28 protein-coding genes are annotated in these 14,108 nt (G+C 40.2%); all 28 read right to left on the bottom strand.

Annotated features, from left to right (window positions below; translation table 11 throughout):
* Nucleotides 1-270: 270 nt before the first annotated feature.
* The 28 genes from rplQ to rplD all read right to left on the bottom strand — a co-directional run bounded on the left by rplQ (nucleotide 271) and on the right by rplD (nucleotide 14,084).
* The gene (gene rplQ / locus CCK98_RS01555) at nucleotides 271-633 is read right to left on the bottom strand and encodes a 50S ribosomal protein L17 (RefSeq protein ID WP_088085003.1); all 363 of its coding nucleotides are present in this window, start codon (nucleotides 631-633) and stop codon (nucleotides 271-273) included.
* Between the two features lie 64 nt (nucleotides 634-697).
* Nucleotides 698-1,642 (bottom strand): DNA-directed RNA polymerase subunit alpha, encoded by a 945-nt coding sequence (locus tag CCK98_RS01550; protein ID WP_088085002.1) that lies wholly within the window; start codon nucleotides 1,640-1,642, stop codon nucleotides 698-700.
* A 176-nt stretch (nucleotides 1,643-1,818) separates the two neighbouring features.
* Nucleotides 1,819-2,208, bottom strand: coding sequence for a 30S ribosomal protein S11 (gene rpsK / locus CCK98_RS01545; RefSeq protein ID WP_075689916.1), 390 nt, complete (start codon nucleotides 2,206-2,208; stop codon nucleotides 1,819-1,821).
* 22 nt (nucleotides 2,209-2,230) lie between these two features.
* A complete protein-coding gene (gene rpsM, locus CCK98_RS01540; protein WP_026565543.1) occupies nucleotides 2,231-2,596 on the bottom strand; it encodes a 30S ribosomal protein S13 in 366 nt (121 codons plus the stop codon).
* A gap of 24 nt (nucleotides 2,597-2,620) precedes the next feature.
* Nucleotides 2,621-2,734, bottom strand: coding sequence for a 50S ribosomal protein L36 (gene rpmJ / locus CCK98_RS01535; RefSeq protein WP_000868344.1), 114 nt, complete (start codon nucleotides 2,732-2,734; stop codon nucleotides 2,621-2,623).
* A gap of 38 nt (nucleotides 2,735-2,772) precedes the next feature.
* Entirely contained in the window at nucleotides 2,773-2,991 is a 219-nt protein-coding gene (gene infA / locus CCK98_RS01530) for a translation initiation factor IF-1 (protein ID WP_007085268.1), read from the bottom strand.
* A gap of 193 nt (nucleotides 2,992-3,184) precedes the next feature.
* Complete coding sequence (gene map, locus CCK98_RS01525) at nucleotides 3,185-3,931, bottom strand: type I methionyl aminopeptidase (RefSeq protein WP_088085001.1); 747 nt, start codon at nucleotides 3,929-3,931, stop codon at nucleotides 3,185-3,187.
* Entirely contained in the window at nucleotides 3,931-4,578 is a 648-nt protein-coding gene (locus CCK98_RS01520; RefSeq protein ID WP_088085000.1) for an adenylate kinase, read from the bottom strand. Before CCK98_RS01520 ends, map begins: the two co-directional genes overlap by 1 nt.
* 57 nt (nucleotides 4,579-4,635) lie before the next feature.
* Nucleotides 4,636-5,931, bottom strand: coding sequence for a preprotein translocase subunit SecY (gene secY, locus CCK98_RS01515; protein ID WP_088084999.1), 1,296 nt, complete (start codon nucleotides 5,929-5,931; stop codon nucleotides 4,636-4,638).
* Nucleotides 5,931-6,371: a 50S ribosomal protein L15 gene (rplO, locus tag CCK98_RS01510; protein WP_088084998.1), complete on the bottom strand. Its 441-nt coding sequence runs from the start codon at nucleotides 6,369-6,371 to the stop codon at nucleotides 5,931-5,933. Before rplO ends, secY begins: the two co-directional genes overlap by 1 nt.
* A gap of 32 nt (nucleotides 6,372-6,403) precedes the next feature.
* A complete protein-coding gene (rpmD, locus tag CCK98_RS01505) occupies nucleotides 6,404-6,586 on the bottom strand; it encodes a 50S ribosomal protein L30 (RefSeq protein ID WP_088084997.1) in 183 nt (60 codons plus the stop codon).
* A 1-nt stretch (nucleotide 6,587) separates the two neighbouring features.
* Nucleotides 6,588-7,100: a 30S ribosomal protein S5 gene (rpsE, locus tag CCK98_RS01500; protein ID WP_088084996.1), complete on the bottom strand. Its 513-nt coding sequence runs from the start codon at nucleotides 7,098-7,100 to the stop codon at nucleotides 6,588-6,590.
* Nucleotides 7,101-7,124: 24 nt separating this feature from the next.
* Nucleotides 7,125-7,487: a 50S ribosomal protein L18 gene (gene rplR, locus CCK98_RS01495; RefSeq protein ID WP_088084995.1), complete on the bottom strand. Its 363-nt coding sequence runs from the start codon at nucleotides 7,485-7,487 to the stop codon at nucleotides 7,125-7,127.
* 32 nt (nucleotides 7,488-7,519) lie between these two features.
* Entirely contained in the window at nucleotides 7,520-8,056 is a 537-nt protein-coding gene (gene rplF, locus CCK98_RS01490) for a 50S ribosomal protein L6 (RefSeq protein WP_088084994.1), read from the bottom strand.
* A 31-nt stretch (nucleotides 8,057-8,087) separates the two neighbouring features.
* Nucleotides 8,088-8,486 (bottom strand): 30S ribosomal protein S8, encoded by a 399-nt coding sequence (rpsH, locus tag CCK98_RS01485; protein WP_088084993.1) that lies wholly within the window; start codon nucleotides 8,484-8,486, stop codon nucleotides 8,088-8,090.
* Nucleotides 8,487-8,515: 29 nt separating this feature from the next.
* Nucleotides 8,516-8,701, bottom strand: a complete 186-nt coding sequence (locus CCK98_RS01480; protein WP_034676107.1) for a type Z 30S ribosomal protein S14 — start codon at nucleotides 8,699-8,701, stop codon at nucleotides 8,516-8,518.
* Between the two features lie 24 nt (nucleotides 8,702-8,725).
* Nucleotides 8,726-9,265, bottom strand: a complete 540-nt coding sequence (gene rplE / locus CCK98_RS01475) for a 50S ribosomal protein L5 (protein WP_088084992.1) — start codon at nucleotides 9,263-9,265, stop codon at nucleotides 8,726-8,728.
* Between the two features lie 28 nt (nucleotides 9,266-9,293).
* A complete protein-coding gene (rplX, locus tag CCK98_RS01470; protein WP_088090246.1) occupies nucleotides 9,294-9,602 on the bottom strand; it encodes a 50S ribosomal protein L24 in 309 nt (102 codons plus the stop codon).
* Between the two features lie 35 nt (nucleotides 9,603-9,637).
* Nucleotides 9,638-10,006, bottom strand: coding sequence for a 50S ribosomal protein L14 (rplN, locus tag CCK98_RS01465; RefSeq protein WP_088084991.1), 369 nt, complete (start codon nucleotides 10,004-10,006; stop codon nucleotides 9,638-9,640).
* Nucleotides 10,007-10,046: 40 nt separating this feature from the next.
* The gene (rpsQ, locus tag CCK98_RS01460) at nucleotides 10,047-10,310 is read right to left on the bottom strand and encodes a 30S ribosomal protein S17 (protein WP_088084990.1); all 264 of its coding nucleotides are present in this window, start codon (nucleotides 10,308-10,310) and stop codon (nucleotides 10,047-10,049) included.
* A 22-nt stretch (nucleotides 10,311-10,332) separates the two neighbouring features.
* A complete protein-coding gene (gene rpmC, locus CCK98_RS01455) occupies nucleotides 10,333-10,533 on the bottom strand; it encodes a 50S ribosomal protein L29 (protein WP_007085282.1) in 201 nt (66 codons plus the stop codon).
* Nucleotides 10,523-10,957: a 50S ribosomal protein L16 gene (gene rplP, locus CCK98_RS01450; protein WP_088084989.1), complete on the bottom strand. Its 435-nt coding sequence runs from the start codon at nucleotides 10,955-10,957 to the stop codon at nucleotides 10,523-10,525. The genes rpmC and rplP overlap by 11 nt, the downstream gene beginning before the upstream one ends.
* 1 nt (nucleotide 10,958) lies before the next feature.
* On the bottom strand, nucleotides 10,959-11,615 hold the full coding sequence (rpsC, locus tag CCK98_RS01445; RefSeq protein ID WP_088084988.1) for a 30S ribosomal protein S3: 657 nt from the start codon (nucleotides 11,613-11,615) through the stop codon (nucleotides 10,959-10,961).
* Between the two features lie 3 nt (nucleotides 11,616-11,618).
* Entirely contained in the window at nucleotides 11,619-11,960 is a 342-nt protein-coding gene (rplV, locus tag CCK98_RS01440) for a 50S ribosomal protein L22 (RefSeq protein WP_088084987.1), read from the bottom strand.
* A gap of 17 nt (nucleotides 11,961-11,977) precedes the next feature.
* The gene (gene rpsS / locus CCK98_RS01435; protein ID WP_026565526.1) at nucleotides 11,978-12,256 is read right to left on the bottom strand and encodes a 30S ribosomal protein S19; all 279 of its coding nucleotides are present in this window, start codon (nucleotides 12,254-12,256) and stop codon (nucleotides 11,978-11,980) included.
* 60 nt (nucleotides 12,257-12,316) lie between these two features.
* Nucleotides 12,317-13,147, bottom strand: coding sequence for a 50S ribosomal protein L2 (gene rplB, locus CCK98_RS01430; protein ID WP_088084986.1), 831 nt, complete (start codon nucleotides 13,145-13,147; stop codon nucleotides 12,317-12,319).
* A gap of 29 nt (nucleotides 13,148-13,176) precedes the next feature.
* Nucleotides 13,177-13,464 (bottom strand): 50S ribosomal protein L23, encoded by a 288-nt coding sequence (gene rplW / locus CCK98_RS01425; protein WP_174523456.1) that lies wholly within the window; start codon nucleotides 13,462-13,464, stop codon nucleotides 13,177-13,179.
* On the bottom strand, nucleotides 13,461-14,084 hold the full coding sequence (gene rplD, locus CCK98_RS01420) for a 50S ribosomal protein L4 (RefSeq protein WP_088084985.1): 624 nt from the start codon (nucleotides 14,082-14,084) through the stop codon (nucleotides 13,461-13,463). Before rplD ends, rplW begins: the two co-directional genes overlap by 4 nt.
* Nucleotides 14,085-14,108: the final 24 nt, after the last annotated feature.

Here is a 14,108-nt window from a genome sequence, read left to right as displayed (position 1 = left end):
GAGGAGGTGCATGAGCTAGACGAGACGTATTTAATTCAATCTGCACAACAATAGCGCGAGATGATAAAAGATACAAGAAATCAAGTCACATAAAAAGTTACAAGAAATCAAGTAGGACTTTTAGATTGTCTCCAATGAATTGGAGTTACGCTCATCGTAACACTCTTTTTGGCTTGGGTCATCTTGATATAAGATTCACTTACAGAAAAAGGGCAAAGAACAAGTTTGTTTGTAAACTGTCCAGCGCCCTTGTTGTCTGTTAAAGCTATATTAAACTAACTCGATAATAACCATTGGTGCACCGTCACCGCGGCGTGGTCCAAGTTTCATAATACGAGTGTATCCACCTTGACGCTCTTGATAACGCGGAGCGATATCAGCGAAAAGTTTTTGTACTGCACTTGTATTATTTTCAGCATCAGCAACTTCGTTACGAACATATGAAGCAGCTTGACGACGAGCGTGTAAATCACCACGTTTACCTAAAGTGATCATTTTTTCAACAGTCACACGAATTTCCTTCGCACGAGTTTCTGTTGTTTCAATGCGCTCATTGATAATTAAATCTGTAGTTAAATCACGTAGCATAGCTTTACGCTGTGCACTTGTGCGTCCTAACTTTCTGTATGCCATGAAGGGTTCCCTCCTTTGTTGAAGTCATTAAACGGATTAACGCATGTGTATTACGATTAACAAATCAGTCGTCTTTACGCAAGCCTAATCCAAGCTCTTCTAGTTTTGCCTTCACTTCTTCAAGTGATTTACGGCCTAAGTTACGAACTTTCATCATATCTTCTTCAGTCTTATTAGCTAATTCCTGAACAGTGTTGATTCCAGCACGTTTTAAGCAATTGTAAGAACGAACAGAAAGATCTAGTTCTTCAATAGTCATTTCAAGAACTTTTTCTTTTTGGTCTTCTTCTTTTTCAATCATGATTTCAGCATTTTGAGCTTCATCAGTTAAACCAACGAAAATATTCAAATGCTCGGTCAAAATTTTGGATCCAAGAGCGATCGCTTCTTTTGGCCCAGTGCTTCCATCTGTCCAAACATCAAGTGTGAGCTTGTCGAAATTAGACATTTGACCAACACGTGTGTTTTCTACTTGAAATTGTACACGAGAAACTGGTGTGAAAATGGAATCAATGGGAATAACACCTATTGGTTGATCTTCTCTTTTGTTTTGAACAGCCGGTGTATATCCACGTCCACGTCTAGCAGTCAAACGCATGCGAAGATGACCATTTGCAGCTAATGTTGCAATATGAAGCTCAGGATTTAAAACCTCAACATCACTATCATGAGTAATATTGCCAGCTAAAACTGGACCCTCACCTTGTACATCAAACTCAAGCGTCTTCTCTTCATCAGAGTAGATTTTTAAAGCTAATTTTTTAATGTTTAAAATGATGGATGTTACATCCTCTACGACGCCTTCAATTGTTGAGAACTCATGAAGTACCCCATCGATTTGAATCGATGTAACCGCGGCACCTGGGAGTGAAGATAATAGGATACGACGTAAGGAGTTACCCAAAGTGGTACCATATCCACGCTCAAGTGGCTCTACGATGAATTTGCCATACTTAGCATCATCGTTGATCTCAATCGTTTCGATTTTTGGTTTTTCTATTTCGATCATCAAATAACCCTCCTTCAAAACGTCGAAACTCTAAATCAGCATATTTGCTAATTAAAAGTCCCCATGTATACGTTCCCGTTTTGTGCACAACAACTGGAATAAATCTTCTGTAAGAGTGCAAAAAATTAGTATCATATCCCATTATAGACGCATGATACAAAATCTATACAGAAAAATTAAACACGACGACGTTTTGGTGGACGGCATCCATTATGAGGAACAGGTGTAACGTCTTTAATTGCAGTTACTTCTAGACCAGCAGCTTGAAGAGCACGGATTGCAGCTTCACGTCCTGCACCAGGTCCTTTAACAGTAACTTCTAAAGTTTTCATACCATGTTCAATGGAAGTCTTAGCTGCTGTTTCAGCCGCCATTTGTGCAGCAAATGGTGTAGATTTACGAGAACCTCTAAATCCAAGCGCACCTGCACTTGACCATGAAATTGCATTACCATGTACATCAGTAATTGTTACAATCGTATTGTTAAATGTTGAACGGATATGAGCGATACCAGCTTCAATATTCTTTTTAACACGACGTTTACGTGTATTCGTTTTACGTGCCATTTAAATTAACCTCCTTTACCGATTACTTCTTCTTGTTCGCTACAGTCTTACGAGGACCTTTGCGTGTACGAGCGTTGTTTTTCGTATTTTGTCCACGAACTGGTAAACCACGACGATGACGTAATCCGCGGTAGCAGCCGATTTCCATTAAACGCTTAATGTTAAGAGAAATTTCACGGCGAAGGTCACCTTCAACTTTTAATTTGTCGATGATGTCACGGATTTTGTTTAATTCGTCTTCTGTTAAATCACGTACACGTGTATCTTCAGAAACACCAGCTTCTGCTAGTACTTTTTGTGCAGTATTTTTACCAATTCCATAAATGTAAGTTAAAGAGATAACTACACGTTTTTCACGTGGAATATCTACACCAGCAATACGTGCCATAGAAAATGCGCACCTCCTTCAAAATTAACCTTGTTTTTGTTTATGTTTAGGGTTTTCACAGATAACCATAACTTTTCCGCGTCTACGGATAACTTTACATTTTTCGCAGATGGGTTTAACAGATGGTCTTACTTTCATTATTATCCTAACCTCCTTAGTAGTACGGAGTGCAAGCATTATTTAAAGCGGTAAGTAATTCTTCCGCGTGTTAAGTCATATGGAGAAAGCTCAACAGTCACTTTGTCACCCGGAAGGATCCGAATGAAATGCATTCGTATTTTACCAGAAACATGCGCTAGCACGGTATGACCGTTTTCTAATTCTACCTTAAACATTGCATTTGGCAATGTTTCAATGACTTTACCTTCAATTTCAATTACATCATCTTTGGCCATCGATCTCGTCTCCCTTCTCTTTTCAGGATTGCGTTTATTCAAACTAGGTAGAGCAAGCAAAGCTATTCGCTCGTATGTCGTCCTGCAACCTTTCAATTCTAACATATTGAGCAGCATTCTGTCCTCAGTAAATATTACAAATTACCTAAAAACGGACCAGAATTGATAACAACTATTGAAATCCATACAAAATTTATAATTTGGTTAGGATTTCAAATCCTGCATCAGTGATCGCAACCGTATGCTCGAAATGCGCACAACGCCTGCCGTCAACAGTTACAACTGTCCAATTGTCAGTCAATGTTCTCACATATCGGCTTCCGGCATTTACCATCGGTTCAATAGCAAGTACCATTCCAGGCATAAGACGTGGACCATTGTTTGGTGGACCAAAATGTGGAATTTGAGGTTCCTCATGTAAGTCTTGCCCTACTCCGTGTCCTACATACTCGCGTACAATAGAAAAGCCATTTGCTTCCACATACGTTTGAATCGCATGGGAGATGTTCGAGAGTCGCTCGCCCGGTTTTGCTTCGTTTATGCCTAGATAAAGAGATTCCTCTGTTACCTTCAGCAAATGCTGGGAATTATCATCAATCTTTCCTACAGCATAGGTCCAAGCTGAATCACCGTGATAACCATCATACTTAGCACCGATATCGATGCTAATAATGTCTCCTTCATTGAGAACATGATTACCAGGAATTCCATGAACAAGTTCTTCGTTCACACTTGTACAAATGCTGCCGCGAAAACCATTATACCCTTTAAACGAAGGAAATGCATCTTGTGAGAGAATAAATTCTTCAGCAATCATGTCTAATTCCTTTGTGGTAATCCCAGGAGCTACGTGTTTTTGTAACTCTTGGTGGGTAAGGGCCACAATCCGCCCGGCCGCGCGCATGATTTCAATTTCCCTAGGGGTTTTGCAAATGATCATTATAAGCCCCCAAGTAATTGCTCGATATCAGCGAATACCTTGTGAATATCCTGCTGACCATCAATCGTGCGAAGATAACCTTTTGTTTCATAAAAAGTTAATAATGGTTCTTGTTGTTTGATATTTACGTCTAATCGATTTTGAACAGTTTCTTCATTATCATCCGCTCTTTGGTATAACTCACCGCCGCAACGATCGCATACGCCATCTTGTTTTGGAGGATTAAAAACTAAATGATACGTAGAACCACATTCTTTACAAATACGACGCCCTGTCAAACGTTCCATTAATAAATCCTTAACCACGTTAATATTAATTACATAGTCAATTTTTTTATTTAAATCAACTAAAAGATTTTCCAACGCTTCTGCTTGAGGTACAGTTCTAGGAAAGCCATCTAAAAGGAATCCCTTTTGACAATCTTCCTTGCTTAATCGTTCACGAACAATTCCGATTGTTACTTCATCAGGAACAAGTTCGCCCTTATCCATGAATGATTTCGCTTGTAAACCTAGTTCTGTTCCTTCTTTCATCGCTGCACGGAACATATCTCCAGTAGAGATATGAGGGATGCCGTAATTTTCGACGATTCTTTCAGCTTGAGTACCTTTTCCGGCACCCGGAAGCCCCATTAATACTAAATTCACACGTGTTCCCCCCTCGTGCTATAAATTGGTTTTAGGGAGCAGTGGCCCCCAAAACCTTTAATTTATAAAGCCTTTATAGTGACGTTTAACTAATTGTGCTTCAAGTTGTTTCATCGTATCTAATGCTACACCGACAACGATTAGCAAACTTGTTCCACCGATTTGAGCCGATTGCGGCAGATTGGCTAAATTAATAAATAACATAGGCAATACAGCAATCACTGCTAGGAAGAGCGCACCAACAAAAGTTAAACGATATAAGACGCGTGTTAAGTATTCTTGCGTGCTCTTTCCTGGGCGGATCCCTGGAATATAGCCGCTTTGCTTTTGCAAGTTTTCCGCTGCTTGTTCAGGGTTAACTTGGATAAATGCATAGAAATAAGTAAACGCGATAATTAACGCAGCATATAACGTCATCCCAATTGGATGAGAATAATCAAATACTTTTGTAATCCAAAGTGTTACATCATTAGTTGGAAAAAATGATGCGACCGTTCTTGGTGTTACAATGAATGAAACCGCAAAGATTACAGGAATTACACCCGCAGCATTAACTTTTAATGGCATGTGAGTGGATTGTCCTCCGACAGGATTACGTCCAGCAACCACACGTTTAGCATATTGAATAGGTATCTTACGATTTGCTTGTTGGATAAAAATAACTCCAACTACGATAGCCACAACAGCAAGTGCTATTAACACTACAGTAACAATACGTAAGAATAATGCCTCTCCTGCATTCTCAAATTGCTGTACATAAATTTGATTAATAGTTGATGGCATTCCAGCAACGATACCGGCAAAGATGATAATGGAAATTCCATTACCAACACCTTTTTCAGTAATCTGCTCCCCTAACCACATTAAAAATGCTGTACCTGCAGTTAAGACAACTGCAATAAGCAGATACGTAGCTATTCCAGGATTTTCAATCAGTTGACCGCTGGCTAAATTATTAAAGCCATAGGACATACCTAATGCTTGGATAAAACCAAGCACAATTGTGAAATATCGAGTGATTTGAGCAATCTTACGACGACCTGATTCACCCTGCTTAGACCATTCCGTAAATTTCGGCACAACGTCCATTTGCAGGAGTTGTATAATGATCGAAGCAGTGATATATGGCATGATACCCATTGCAAAGATGGAGAATTGTTTTAATGCTCCACCGCCAAAAGTATTTAAAATTCCGAAAACACTAAGCTTATCTTGATTAGCAAGTACATCTGCATTTACATTGGGTACTGGGATAAATGTACCTAATCGAAATACGACTAACATTAAAAGGGTGAATATGATCTTCCGTCGTATCTCACCCACGCGCATAAAATTGGAGATTGTCTGGAACATTAGATCACCTCAGTGTTTCCACCAGCAGCTTCGATCGCTTCCTTAGCAGCAGAGGAGAATTTGTGAGCTTTGACAGTCAACTTTTTCTCTACGTTCCCTTTTGCAAGAATTTTGATTCCTGCTTTTTCGTTGCTTACTACACCTGATTCGATAAGAAGTTCTGGAGTAACTTCTGTACCTTCAGCAAAGCGGTTTAAAGCATCAAGATTTACAACTGCATATTCCTTACGGCTGAAGTTTGTAAATCCGCGTTTTGGTAAACGACGATATAAAGGTGTTTGACCACCTTCAAAACCTAGACGCACACCGCCACCCGAACGAGCGTTTTGACCTTTATGACCTTTACCGGCAGTTTTTCCTTGACCAGAACCGATACCGCGTCCTAGACGCTTACGTTCTTTACGAGAACCCTCAGCAGGTTTTAGTTCATGAAGTTTCATATTGGCACCTCCTTATGAAAGAAAACAATCAATTATTGTTCTTTAACTGTTACAAGGTGAGCAACTTTGGTAATCATACCGCGAATAGCAGCGTTATCTTGATGCTCAACTGTTTGATTCAATTTACGTAATCCTAAAGCTTTAACTGTTTCACGTTGGTCGCCAGGACGGCCAATTACGCTGCGAGTGAGGGTAACTAATAGTTTATTCGCCATTTTATTTCCCCCCGTATCCTAACAGTTCTTCTACTGATTTTCCACGTAGTTTAGCTACGTCTTCAGCACGTTTTAATTGTTTTAAACCATCAATTGTTGCACGAACCATGTTAATAGGAGTATTTGTTCCTAATGACTTAGAAAGGATGTCAGCTACTCCGCCTAACTCAAGAACAGCACGAACTGGACCGCCAGCGATAACTCCTGTACCTTCTGAAGCAGGTTTTAGAAGAATTTCACCAGCACCAAAACGTCCGATTACTTGGTGAGGAATGGTAGTTCCAACCATAGCAACTTCTATTAAGTTTTTCTTTGCATCTTCGATGGCTTTACGAATAGCATCAGGTACTTCTTGAGCTTTACCAGTACCGAAACCAACGTGACCGTTTTTATCGCCTACAACAACAAGGGCTGTGAAGCGGAAACGACGTCCACCTTTAACAACTTTCGCAACACGGTTAACCGTGACTACGCGTTCTTCTAGTTCAAGTTTGTTTGGATCAATACGACGCATCTTTTTGTGTCCCTCCTTTGTCTTTTAGAATTGTAAACCGTTTTCACGGGCAGCATCAGCTAATACTTGAATACGTCCATGGTATAGGTATCCGCCACGATCAAAGACAATAGAAGTGATACCTTTTTCTACCGCACGTTTAGCAACTAACTCACCGATCATCTTAGCAGCTTCAACATTATTAGTTGATTCTAAAGTAAAGTCTTTATCTAAAGTAGAAGCACTCGCTAAAGTTACTCCATTAATGTCATCAATTATTTGAGCATAAATATGTTTGTTAGAACGAAACACATTTAGACGTGGACGAGCTGAAGTACCGCTAAGTTTCGCACGAACACGAGCATGTCTTTTCTTGCGAGTAGCGTTTTTATCAAGCTTCGTAATCATTTACGTCACTCCTTTCGTTTACCTATGAGGCATTACTTACCAGTTTTACCTTCTTTACGACGAACAAATTCACCTTCGTAACGAATTCCTTTACCTTTATAAGGCTCAGGAGGACGAACTCCGCGAATATTCGCTGCTAATGCACCAACACGTTCTTTGTCAGTACCTTTGATAACGATTTTTGTATTAGCAGGCACCTCGATTTCAAGGCCCTCTTCAGGTTCGATCTCAACTGGATGAGAGTATCCAACGTTTAATACAAGCTTGGTACCTTGCTTTTGAGCACGATAACCAACCCCGATTAACTCTAAGCCTCTAGTGAAGCCAGTGGATACACCTTCAATCATGTTCGCAAGCACGGCACGAGTAGTTCCGTGTAATGCGCGGTGTTCTTTTACATCAGAAGGACGAGTGATTGTTACAAGATTTTCTTCCACGTTGATAGTAATATCAGGATGGAAAGTACGAGTAAGTTCACCTTTAGGTCCTTTAACTGTAGCAGTACTATTATTTAATGTAACTGTAACTCCTGCTGGAATAACAATTGGTTTTTTTCCTACGCGAGACATTTAGTGCACCTCCATTCATTCAAAAGCTCAATTACCAAACGTAAGCTAATACTTCTCCGCCGACTTGTTTTGCACGAGCTTCTTTATCTGTAATAACACCATTTGATGTTGATACTAATGCGATACCAAGACCGTTAAGAACGCGTGGTACCTCAGTTGATTTTGCGTAAACTCTAAGTCCAGGCTTGCTTATGCGCTTAAGACCAGTAATAACACGTTCATTACTAGCACCGTATTTTAAGAAGATACGGATGATACCTTGTTTGTTGTCTTCGATGAATTCGACGTCACGTACGAAACCTTCGCGCTTTAAAATTTCAGCAATTTCTTTTTTCATATTAGAAGCAGGCACTTCTAACTTTTCGTGACGCACCATATTCGCATTACGAATGCGAGTAAGCATATCAGCAATTGGATCTGTCATGACCATTATTTTTACCTCCTTCCCAGACTTGGGTTTTACCAGCTAGCTTTTTTAACACCAGGAATTTGTCCTTTGTACGCTAATTCGCGGAAACAAATACGACAAAGCTTAAATTTACGATATACAGAGTGTGGACGGCCACAACGTTCGCAGCGTGTATACTCTTGTACTGCATATTTAGGCGTGCGCTTTTGTTTCGCAATCATTGACTTTTTAGCCACGTTTTCGCCTCCATTATTTAACGATTACTTTTGGAATGGCATTCCAAATTGAGTTAAAAGTTCACGAGATTCTTCATCAGTTTTAGCAGTCGTTACGATAACGATATCCATACCACGAACCTTGCTTACTTTATCGTAATCAATTTCAGGGAAGATTAATTGTTCTTTAATCCCTAATGTATAGTTACCGCGACCGTCGAATGCTTTTTTAGAAATACCACGGAAGTCACGTACACGAGGTAAAGAAACAGAAACTAATTTATCCAAGAATTCGTACATGCGCTCACCGCGAAGTGTAACTTTTGCACCGATTGGCATACCTTCACGAAGGCGGAAGCCAGCGATAGATTTTTTTGCACGTGTCACGACTGGTTTTTGACCTGTGATCGTTGAAAGTTCTTCAACTGCATTATCAAGCGCCTTTGCATTTGCAACTGCGTCACCAACGCCCATATTCACGACGATTTTATCAAGTTTAGGAACTTCCATAACTGATTTATAGTTGAACTTGCTCATAAGAGCAGGAGTAACTTCTTTAACAAATTTTTCTTTTAGGCGGTTCACTTATTGTACCTCCCTTCTTAATTTTAAACTATTTATCTAAAATTTCACCGGATTTTGCTACGCGTACTTTTTTGCCATCTACCGTAGTGGAACCTACACGAGTCGGAATATCTGTTTTAGGATCGATAGGCATTACGTTCGATACATGAATTGGAGCCTCAAAGCTGATGATACCGCCTTGTGGATTCACTTGAGAAGGTTTAGAGTGTTTTTTTGCAATGTTCACTCCTTCTACTAGTACACGGCTTTCTTTAGGATAAGCAGCAAGGATTACTCCTGTTTTGCCTTTATCCTTTCCAGAGATGACTCTTACTTTGTCACCTTTTTTCACATGCATCATTAAGCACCTCCTTAAAGGCATTTGAATTTAAATTATAGTACTTCTGGAGCTAGAGAAACGATCTTCATAAAGTTGTTTTCGCGAAGTTCACGGGCAACTGGTCCGAAGATACGAGTTCCACGTGGGCTCTTATCATCTTTGATAATTACACATGCGTTTTCATCAAAACGAATGTATGAACCGTCAGGTCGACGAGCACCGCTCTTTGTACGAACAATAACTGCTTTAACAACGTCACCTTTTTTAACAACGCCACCTGGTGTTGCTTGTTTTACTGTACAGACGATAACATCACCAATACCAGCAAACTTGCGACCTGAACCACCAAGAACTTTAATCGTAAGTACCTCACGAGCACCAGAGTTGTCAGCAACTTTTAAACGTGATTCTTGTTGAATCATGTGTGTAACCTCCCTTCGGAATGAAGCTTAATCCGAACAATTAAATAATAACTGCTTTTTCTACAACTTCAACTAAACGGAAACGCTTAGTAGCTGAAAGCGGACGAGTTTCCATGATACGTACTACATCGCCGATTTTTGCTTCATTTTGCTCATCATGAGCTTTATACTTTTTAGAGTACTTAACGCGTTTACCATATAAAGGATGCTTTTTTTGTGTTTCAACAAGAACCGTTACAGTTTTATCCATCTTGTCAGAAACAACGCGTCCTGTGTAAACTTTACGTTGGTTACGTTCACTCATTGTGTGAACCTCCCTTCAATAATCACTTGTTAACGCTGATTTCTCTTTCACGAACAACTGTTTTCATACGAGCGATCGCTTTGCGTACTTCACGAATGCGAGCTGTGTTTTCAAGTTGTCCTGTCGCCAATTGAAAGCGAAGGTTGAAAAGTTCTTCTTTTAAAGATTTTACTTTTTGTTCAATTTCAGCAGTGGTTAGGTCACGAAGTTCATTAGCTTTCATTTGATTCACCACCAATTTCTTCTCGTTTTACAAACTTACATTTAATAGGAAGTTTGTGCATTGCAAGTCGAAGTGCTTCACGAGCGATTTCTTCAGAAACGCCAGCAATCTCGAACATGATTTTTCCAGGCTTAACAACAGCTACCCAGCCTTCAGGTGCTCCTTTACCGGAACCCATCCGTACTTCAAGCGGTTTAGCAGTGTAAGGCTTGTGAGGAAAGATTTTAATCCAAACTTTACCGCCACGTTTCATGTAACGTGTCATCGCAATACGTGCTGCTTCAATTTGGCGATTCGTAATCCAAGAAGCTTCTAGAGCTTGTAGGCCGAATTCACCGAATGTCACTTCTGTACCACCTTTTGCGTTACCACGCATGTTACCACGGTGTTGACGGCGATATTTTACGCGTTTTGGCAATAACATATTATTTGCCTCCTTCCGCAGGTTTCTTCTTAGTAGGAAGGACTTCTCCCTTATAGATCCATACTTTTACGCCTAGCTTACCATAAGTAGTATCGGCTTCAGCAGTAGCATAGTCGATATCAGCGCGAAGTGTATGAAGTGGAACAGTTCCTTCGCTGTAATGTTCAGCGCGAGCGATATCTGCACCGCCAAGACGACCAGACACTTGTGTTTTGATACCTTTTGAACCAGCGCGCATAGCACGTTGAATTGCTTGCTTTTGAGCACGACGGAAAGATACACGATTTTCTAATTGACGAGCAATATTTTCAGCAACAAGTTTCGCATCAAGATCAGCTCTCTTAATTTCAAGAATATTGATGTGAACGCGTTTGCCAGTTAATTGATTTAATGCTTTACGAAGTGCTTCAACTTCCGTACCGCCTTTACCAATAACCATACCAGGCTTAGCTGTATGCACTGTTACGTTTACACGGTTTGCAGCACGTTCGATTTCTACTTTCGAAACAGAAGCATCTTTTAAACGCTTCGTGATGTATTCACGAATTTTAAGGTCTTCGTGTAAAAGAGTAGCGAAGTCTTTGCCTGCGTACCATTTAGATTCCCAATCACGTATGATTCCAATACGCAAACCGACAGGATTTACTTTTTGACCCACAGCTTATCCCTCCTTCTTTTCTGATAATACGATTGTGATGTGGCTTGTGCGCTTTAAGATCTGGCTTGCACGGCCCATTGCGCGAGGACGGAAACGTTTCAACGTTGGTCCTTCGTCAACAAATGCTTGAGCAACAACTAGGTTGTTAACGTCCATTTCATAGTTATGTTCAGCATTTGCCATAGCGGATTTTAATACTTTTTCCACGATTGGAGAAGCAGCCTTAGGAGTGAGATTTAAAATCGCCACAGCTTCACCAATTTGCTTACCTCGAATTAAATCTACGACTAAACGTGCTTTACGAGGAGCAATACGAACTGTTCTTGCAACAGCTTTAGCTTGCATTTGGATGCCCTCCTCTCTTAACGTCTTGTTTTCTTGTCATCATTACCATGGCCCTTGTAAGCACGAGTTGGAGCGAACTCTCCAAGCTTGTGTCCTACCATGTCTTCAGTAACATATACAGGCACGTGTTTGCGACCATCATATACAGCGATAGTGTGGCCAATAAATTGTGGGAAGATTGTAGAACGGCGTGACCAAGTTTTAATAACTTGTTTGCTTTCAGTCTCGTTCAACTTTTCAACCTTAACCATTAAATGATCATCAACAAATGGTCCTTTTTTTAAGCTGCGACCCATGAAGGAACCTCCCTTCGTGACTGTTCTACGGTTCTTTCTTTGAACCGTAGGAGAATCACGTTATTTTTTACGACGACGTACGATAAACTTATCTGATTTGTTTTTCTTTTTACGAGTTTTGTATCCAAGAGTTGGTTTACCCCATGGAGACATTGGTGATTTACGTCCGATTGGTGAACGTCCTTCACCACCACCGTGTGGGTGATCGTTAGGGTTCATAACAGATCCACGTACAGTTGGGCGCTTGCCTAACCAACGATTACGTCCTGCTTTACCAATGTTAATAAGTTCATGTTGTTCGTTACCTACTTGACCGATTGTTGCACGGCATTCAGCAAGAATCATACGAACTTCACCAGAATTCAAACGTACTAATACGTATTTTCCTTCTTTACCAAGTACTTGAGCGCTTGTTCCAGCAGAACGAACTAACTGGCCGCCTTTACCTGGTTTTAACTCGATGTTGTGTACTACTGTACCAACAGGAATGTTTGTTAGTGGAAGTGCGTTACCCACTTTAATATCAGCCTCAGGGCCAGACATTACTTCCAATCCAACTACTAGGTTTTTAGGAGCTAAGATATAACGCTTTTCTCCATCCACGTAGTTGATTAACGCGATATTTGCAGAACGGTTTGGATCGTATTCGATCGTAGCAACGCGTCCAGGAATGCCATCTTTGTTACGTTTAAAGTCAATTAAACGATATTGACGTTTGTGACCGCCACCTTGATGACGAACAGTTAACTTACCTTGGTTATTACGGCCGCCTTTTCTCTTTACTGGTGCTAAAAGAGATTTTTCTGGAGTGCTAGTTGTGATTTCTGCGAAATCAGAAGTAGTCATTCCGCGACGACCATTGGAGGTAGGTTTGTACTTTTTAATCGCCATTTTATTTCCCTCCTCTTCTTGATAGGTTCTTATGCTTCAAAGAATTCGATTTCTTTGCTATCAGTAGTTAATTTTACAATTGCTTTACGACGTTTATTTGTGTAACCACCGAATTTTCCCATACGCTTAAATTTACCTTTGTAGTTCATGATGTTTACTTTCTCAACATCAACGCTAAAGATTTCTTCAATCGCATCTTTAACTTGAGTTTTGTTAGCTCTAACATCAACTTCAAAAGTATATTTTTTCTCAGCCATTAGGTCAGTAGTACGTTCAGTGATAACGGGGCGCTTAATGATATCGCGTGCATCCATTATGCAAGCACCTCCTCTACTTTTTCAACCGCTGCTTTAGTCATGATCAATTTCTCATGATTAACAACATCTAATACGTTAATTCCATCTGCTGTTACTACTGTGATACCAGGAATGTTACGAGCAGAAAGTGCTACATTTTCATCAAGGTCAGCTGTAACGATTAATGCTTTTTTCTCAACAGAAAGACCGCTTAATACTGTTTTGAAATCTTTCGTTTTCGGAGTATCGATAGCTAGGATATCTAACACTAAAATGTTTTCTTCTAATACTTTAGAGGAAAGCGCAGATTTGATTGCTAAACGACGCACTTTTTTCGGTAATTTATAGCTGTAGCTGCGTGGTGTTGGACCGAATACAGTACCACCTCCGCGCCATTGTGGAGAACGGATTGACCCTTGACGAGCGCGTCCAGTTCCTTTTTGACGCCATGGCTTACGACCACCGCCGCGTACTTCAGAACGAATTTTAGTTTTATGAGTTCCTTGACGTAATGAAGCTCTTTGCATAACAATCGCTTCGAATAATACGTGCTGGTTAGGCTCAATACCAAATACAGAATCATTAAGTTCGATATCACCAACTTGTGATCCAGTTTGGTTTAATAATGCTACTTTAGGCATTCCTTTGTTCCTCCTTTCTTAAAA

It is taken from the genome of Bacillus sp. OV166 (genome assembly GCF_900177675.1).
In the GTDB taxonomy this organism is placed as follows: domain Bacteria; phylum Bacillota; class Bacilli; order Bacillales; family Cytobacillaceae; genus Neobacillus.
Note: the sequence above shows the minus strand (reverse complement) of the source record. Positions and strands in the feature narration are given on the sequence as shown.

Excerpts from the sequence above, each read along its gene's own strand:
- rplO (WP_088084998.1), bottom strand. The coding sequence starts at position 6,371 with ATGAAACTTCATGAACTAAAACCTGCTGAGGGTTCTCGTAAAGAACGT.
- rplF (WP_088084994.1), bottom strand. The coding sequence starts at position 8,056 with ATGTCTCGCGTAGGAAAAAAACCAATTGTTATTCCAGCAGGAGTTACA.
- rpsS (WP_026565526.1), bottom strand. The coding sequence starts at position 12,256 with ATGGGTCGCAGCTTAAAAAAAGGACCATTTGTTGATGATCATTTAATG.
- rpsM (WP_026565543.1), bottom strand. The coding sequence starts at position 2,596 with ATGGCACGTATTGCTGGTGTAGATATTCCACGTGAAAAACGTGTAGTT.
- rpmJ (WP_000868344.1), bottom strand. The coding sequence starts at position 2,734 with ATGAAAGTAAGACCATCTGTTAAACCCATCTGCGAAAAATGTAAAGTT.
- rplV (WP_088084987.1), bottom strand. The coding sequence starts at position 11,960 with ATGCAAGCTAAAGCTGTTGCAAGAACAGTTCGTATTGCTCCTCGTAAA.
- rpmD (WP_088084997.1), bottom strand. The coding sequence starts at position 6,586 with ATGGCGAATAAACTATTAGTTACCCTCACTCGCAGCGTAATTGGCCGT.
- rpmC (WP_007085282.1), bottom strand. The coding sequence starts at position 10,533 with ATGAAAGCTAATGAACTTCGTGACCTAACCACTGCTGAAATTGAACAA.
- CCK98_RS01550 (WP_088085002.1), bottom strand. The coding sequence starts at position 1,642 with ATGATCGAAATAGAAAAACCAAAAATCGAAACGATTGAGATCAACGAT.
- rplN (WP_088084991.1), bottom strand. The coding sequence starts at position 10,006 with ATGATTCAACAAGAATCACGTTTAAAAGTTGCTGACAACTCTGGTGCT.
- rplX (WP_088090246.1), bottom strand. The coding sequence starts at position 9,602 with ATGCATGTGAAAAAAGGTGACAAAGTAAGAGTCATCTCTGGAAAGGAT.
- secY (WP_088084999.1), bottom strand. The coding sequence starts at position 5,931 with ATGTTCCAGACAATCTCCAATTTTATGCGCGTGGGTGAGATACGACGG.
- rpsE (WP_088084996.1), bottom strand. The coding sequence starts at position 7,100 with ATGCGTCGTATTGATCCAAACAAACTTGAACTAGAAGAACGCGTAGTC.
- rpsH (WP_088084993.1), bottom strand. The coding sequence starts at position 8,486 with ATGGTCATGACAGATCCAATTGCTGATATGCTTACTCGCATTCGTAAT.
- rplQ (WP_088085003.1), bottom strand. The coding sequence starts at position 633 with ATGGCATACAGAAAGTTAGGACGCACAAGTGCACAGCGTAAAGCTATG.
- map (WP_088085001.1), bottom strand. The coding sequence starts at position 3,931 with ATGATCATTTGCAAAACCCCTAGGGAAATTGAAATCATGCGCGCGGCC.
- rplP (WP_088084989.1), bottom strand. The coding sequence starts at position 10,957 with ATGTTATTGCCAAAACGCGTAAAATATCGCCGTCAACACCGTGGTAAC.
- rplD (WP_088084985.1), bottom strand. The coding sequence starts at position 14,084 with ATGCCTAAAGTAGCATTATTAAACCAAACTGGATCACAAGTTGGTGAT.
- infA (WP_007085268.1), bottom strand. The coding sequence starts at position 2,991 with ATGGCCAAAGATGATGTAATTGAAATTGAAGGTAAAGTCATTGAAACA.
- rplB (WP_088084986.1), bottom strand. The coding sequence starts at position 13,147 with ATGGCGATTAAAAAGTACAAACCTACCTCCAATGGTCGTCGCGGAATG.
- rplR (WP_088084995.1), bottom strand. The coding sequence starts at position 7,487 with ATGATTACGAAGCTTGATAAAAACGCTACTCGCAAGAAAAGACATGCT.
- rpsK (WP_075689916.1), bottom strand. The coding sequence starts at position 2,208 with ATGGCACGTAAAACGAATACACGTAAACGTCGTGTTAAAAAGAATATT.
- rpsQ (WP_088084990.1), bottom strand. The coding sequence starts at position 10,310 with ATGAGTGAACGTAACCAACGTAAAGTTTACACAGGACGCGTTGTTTCT.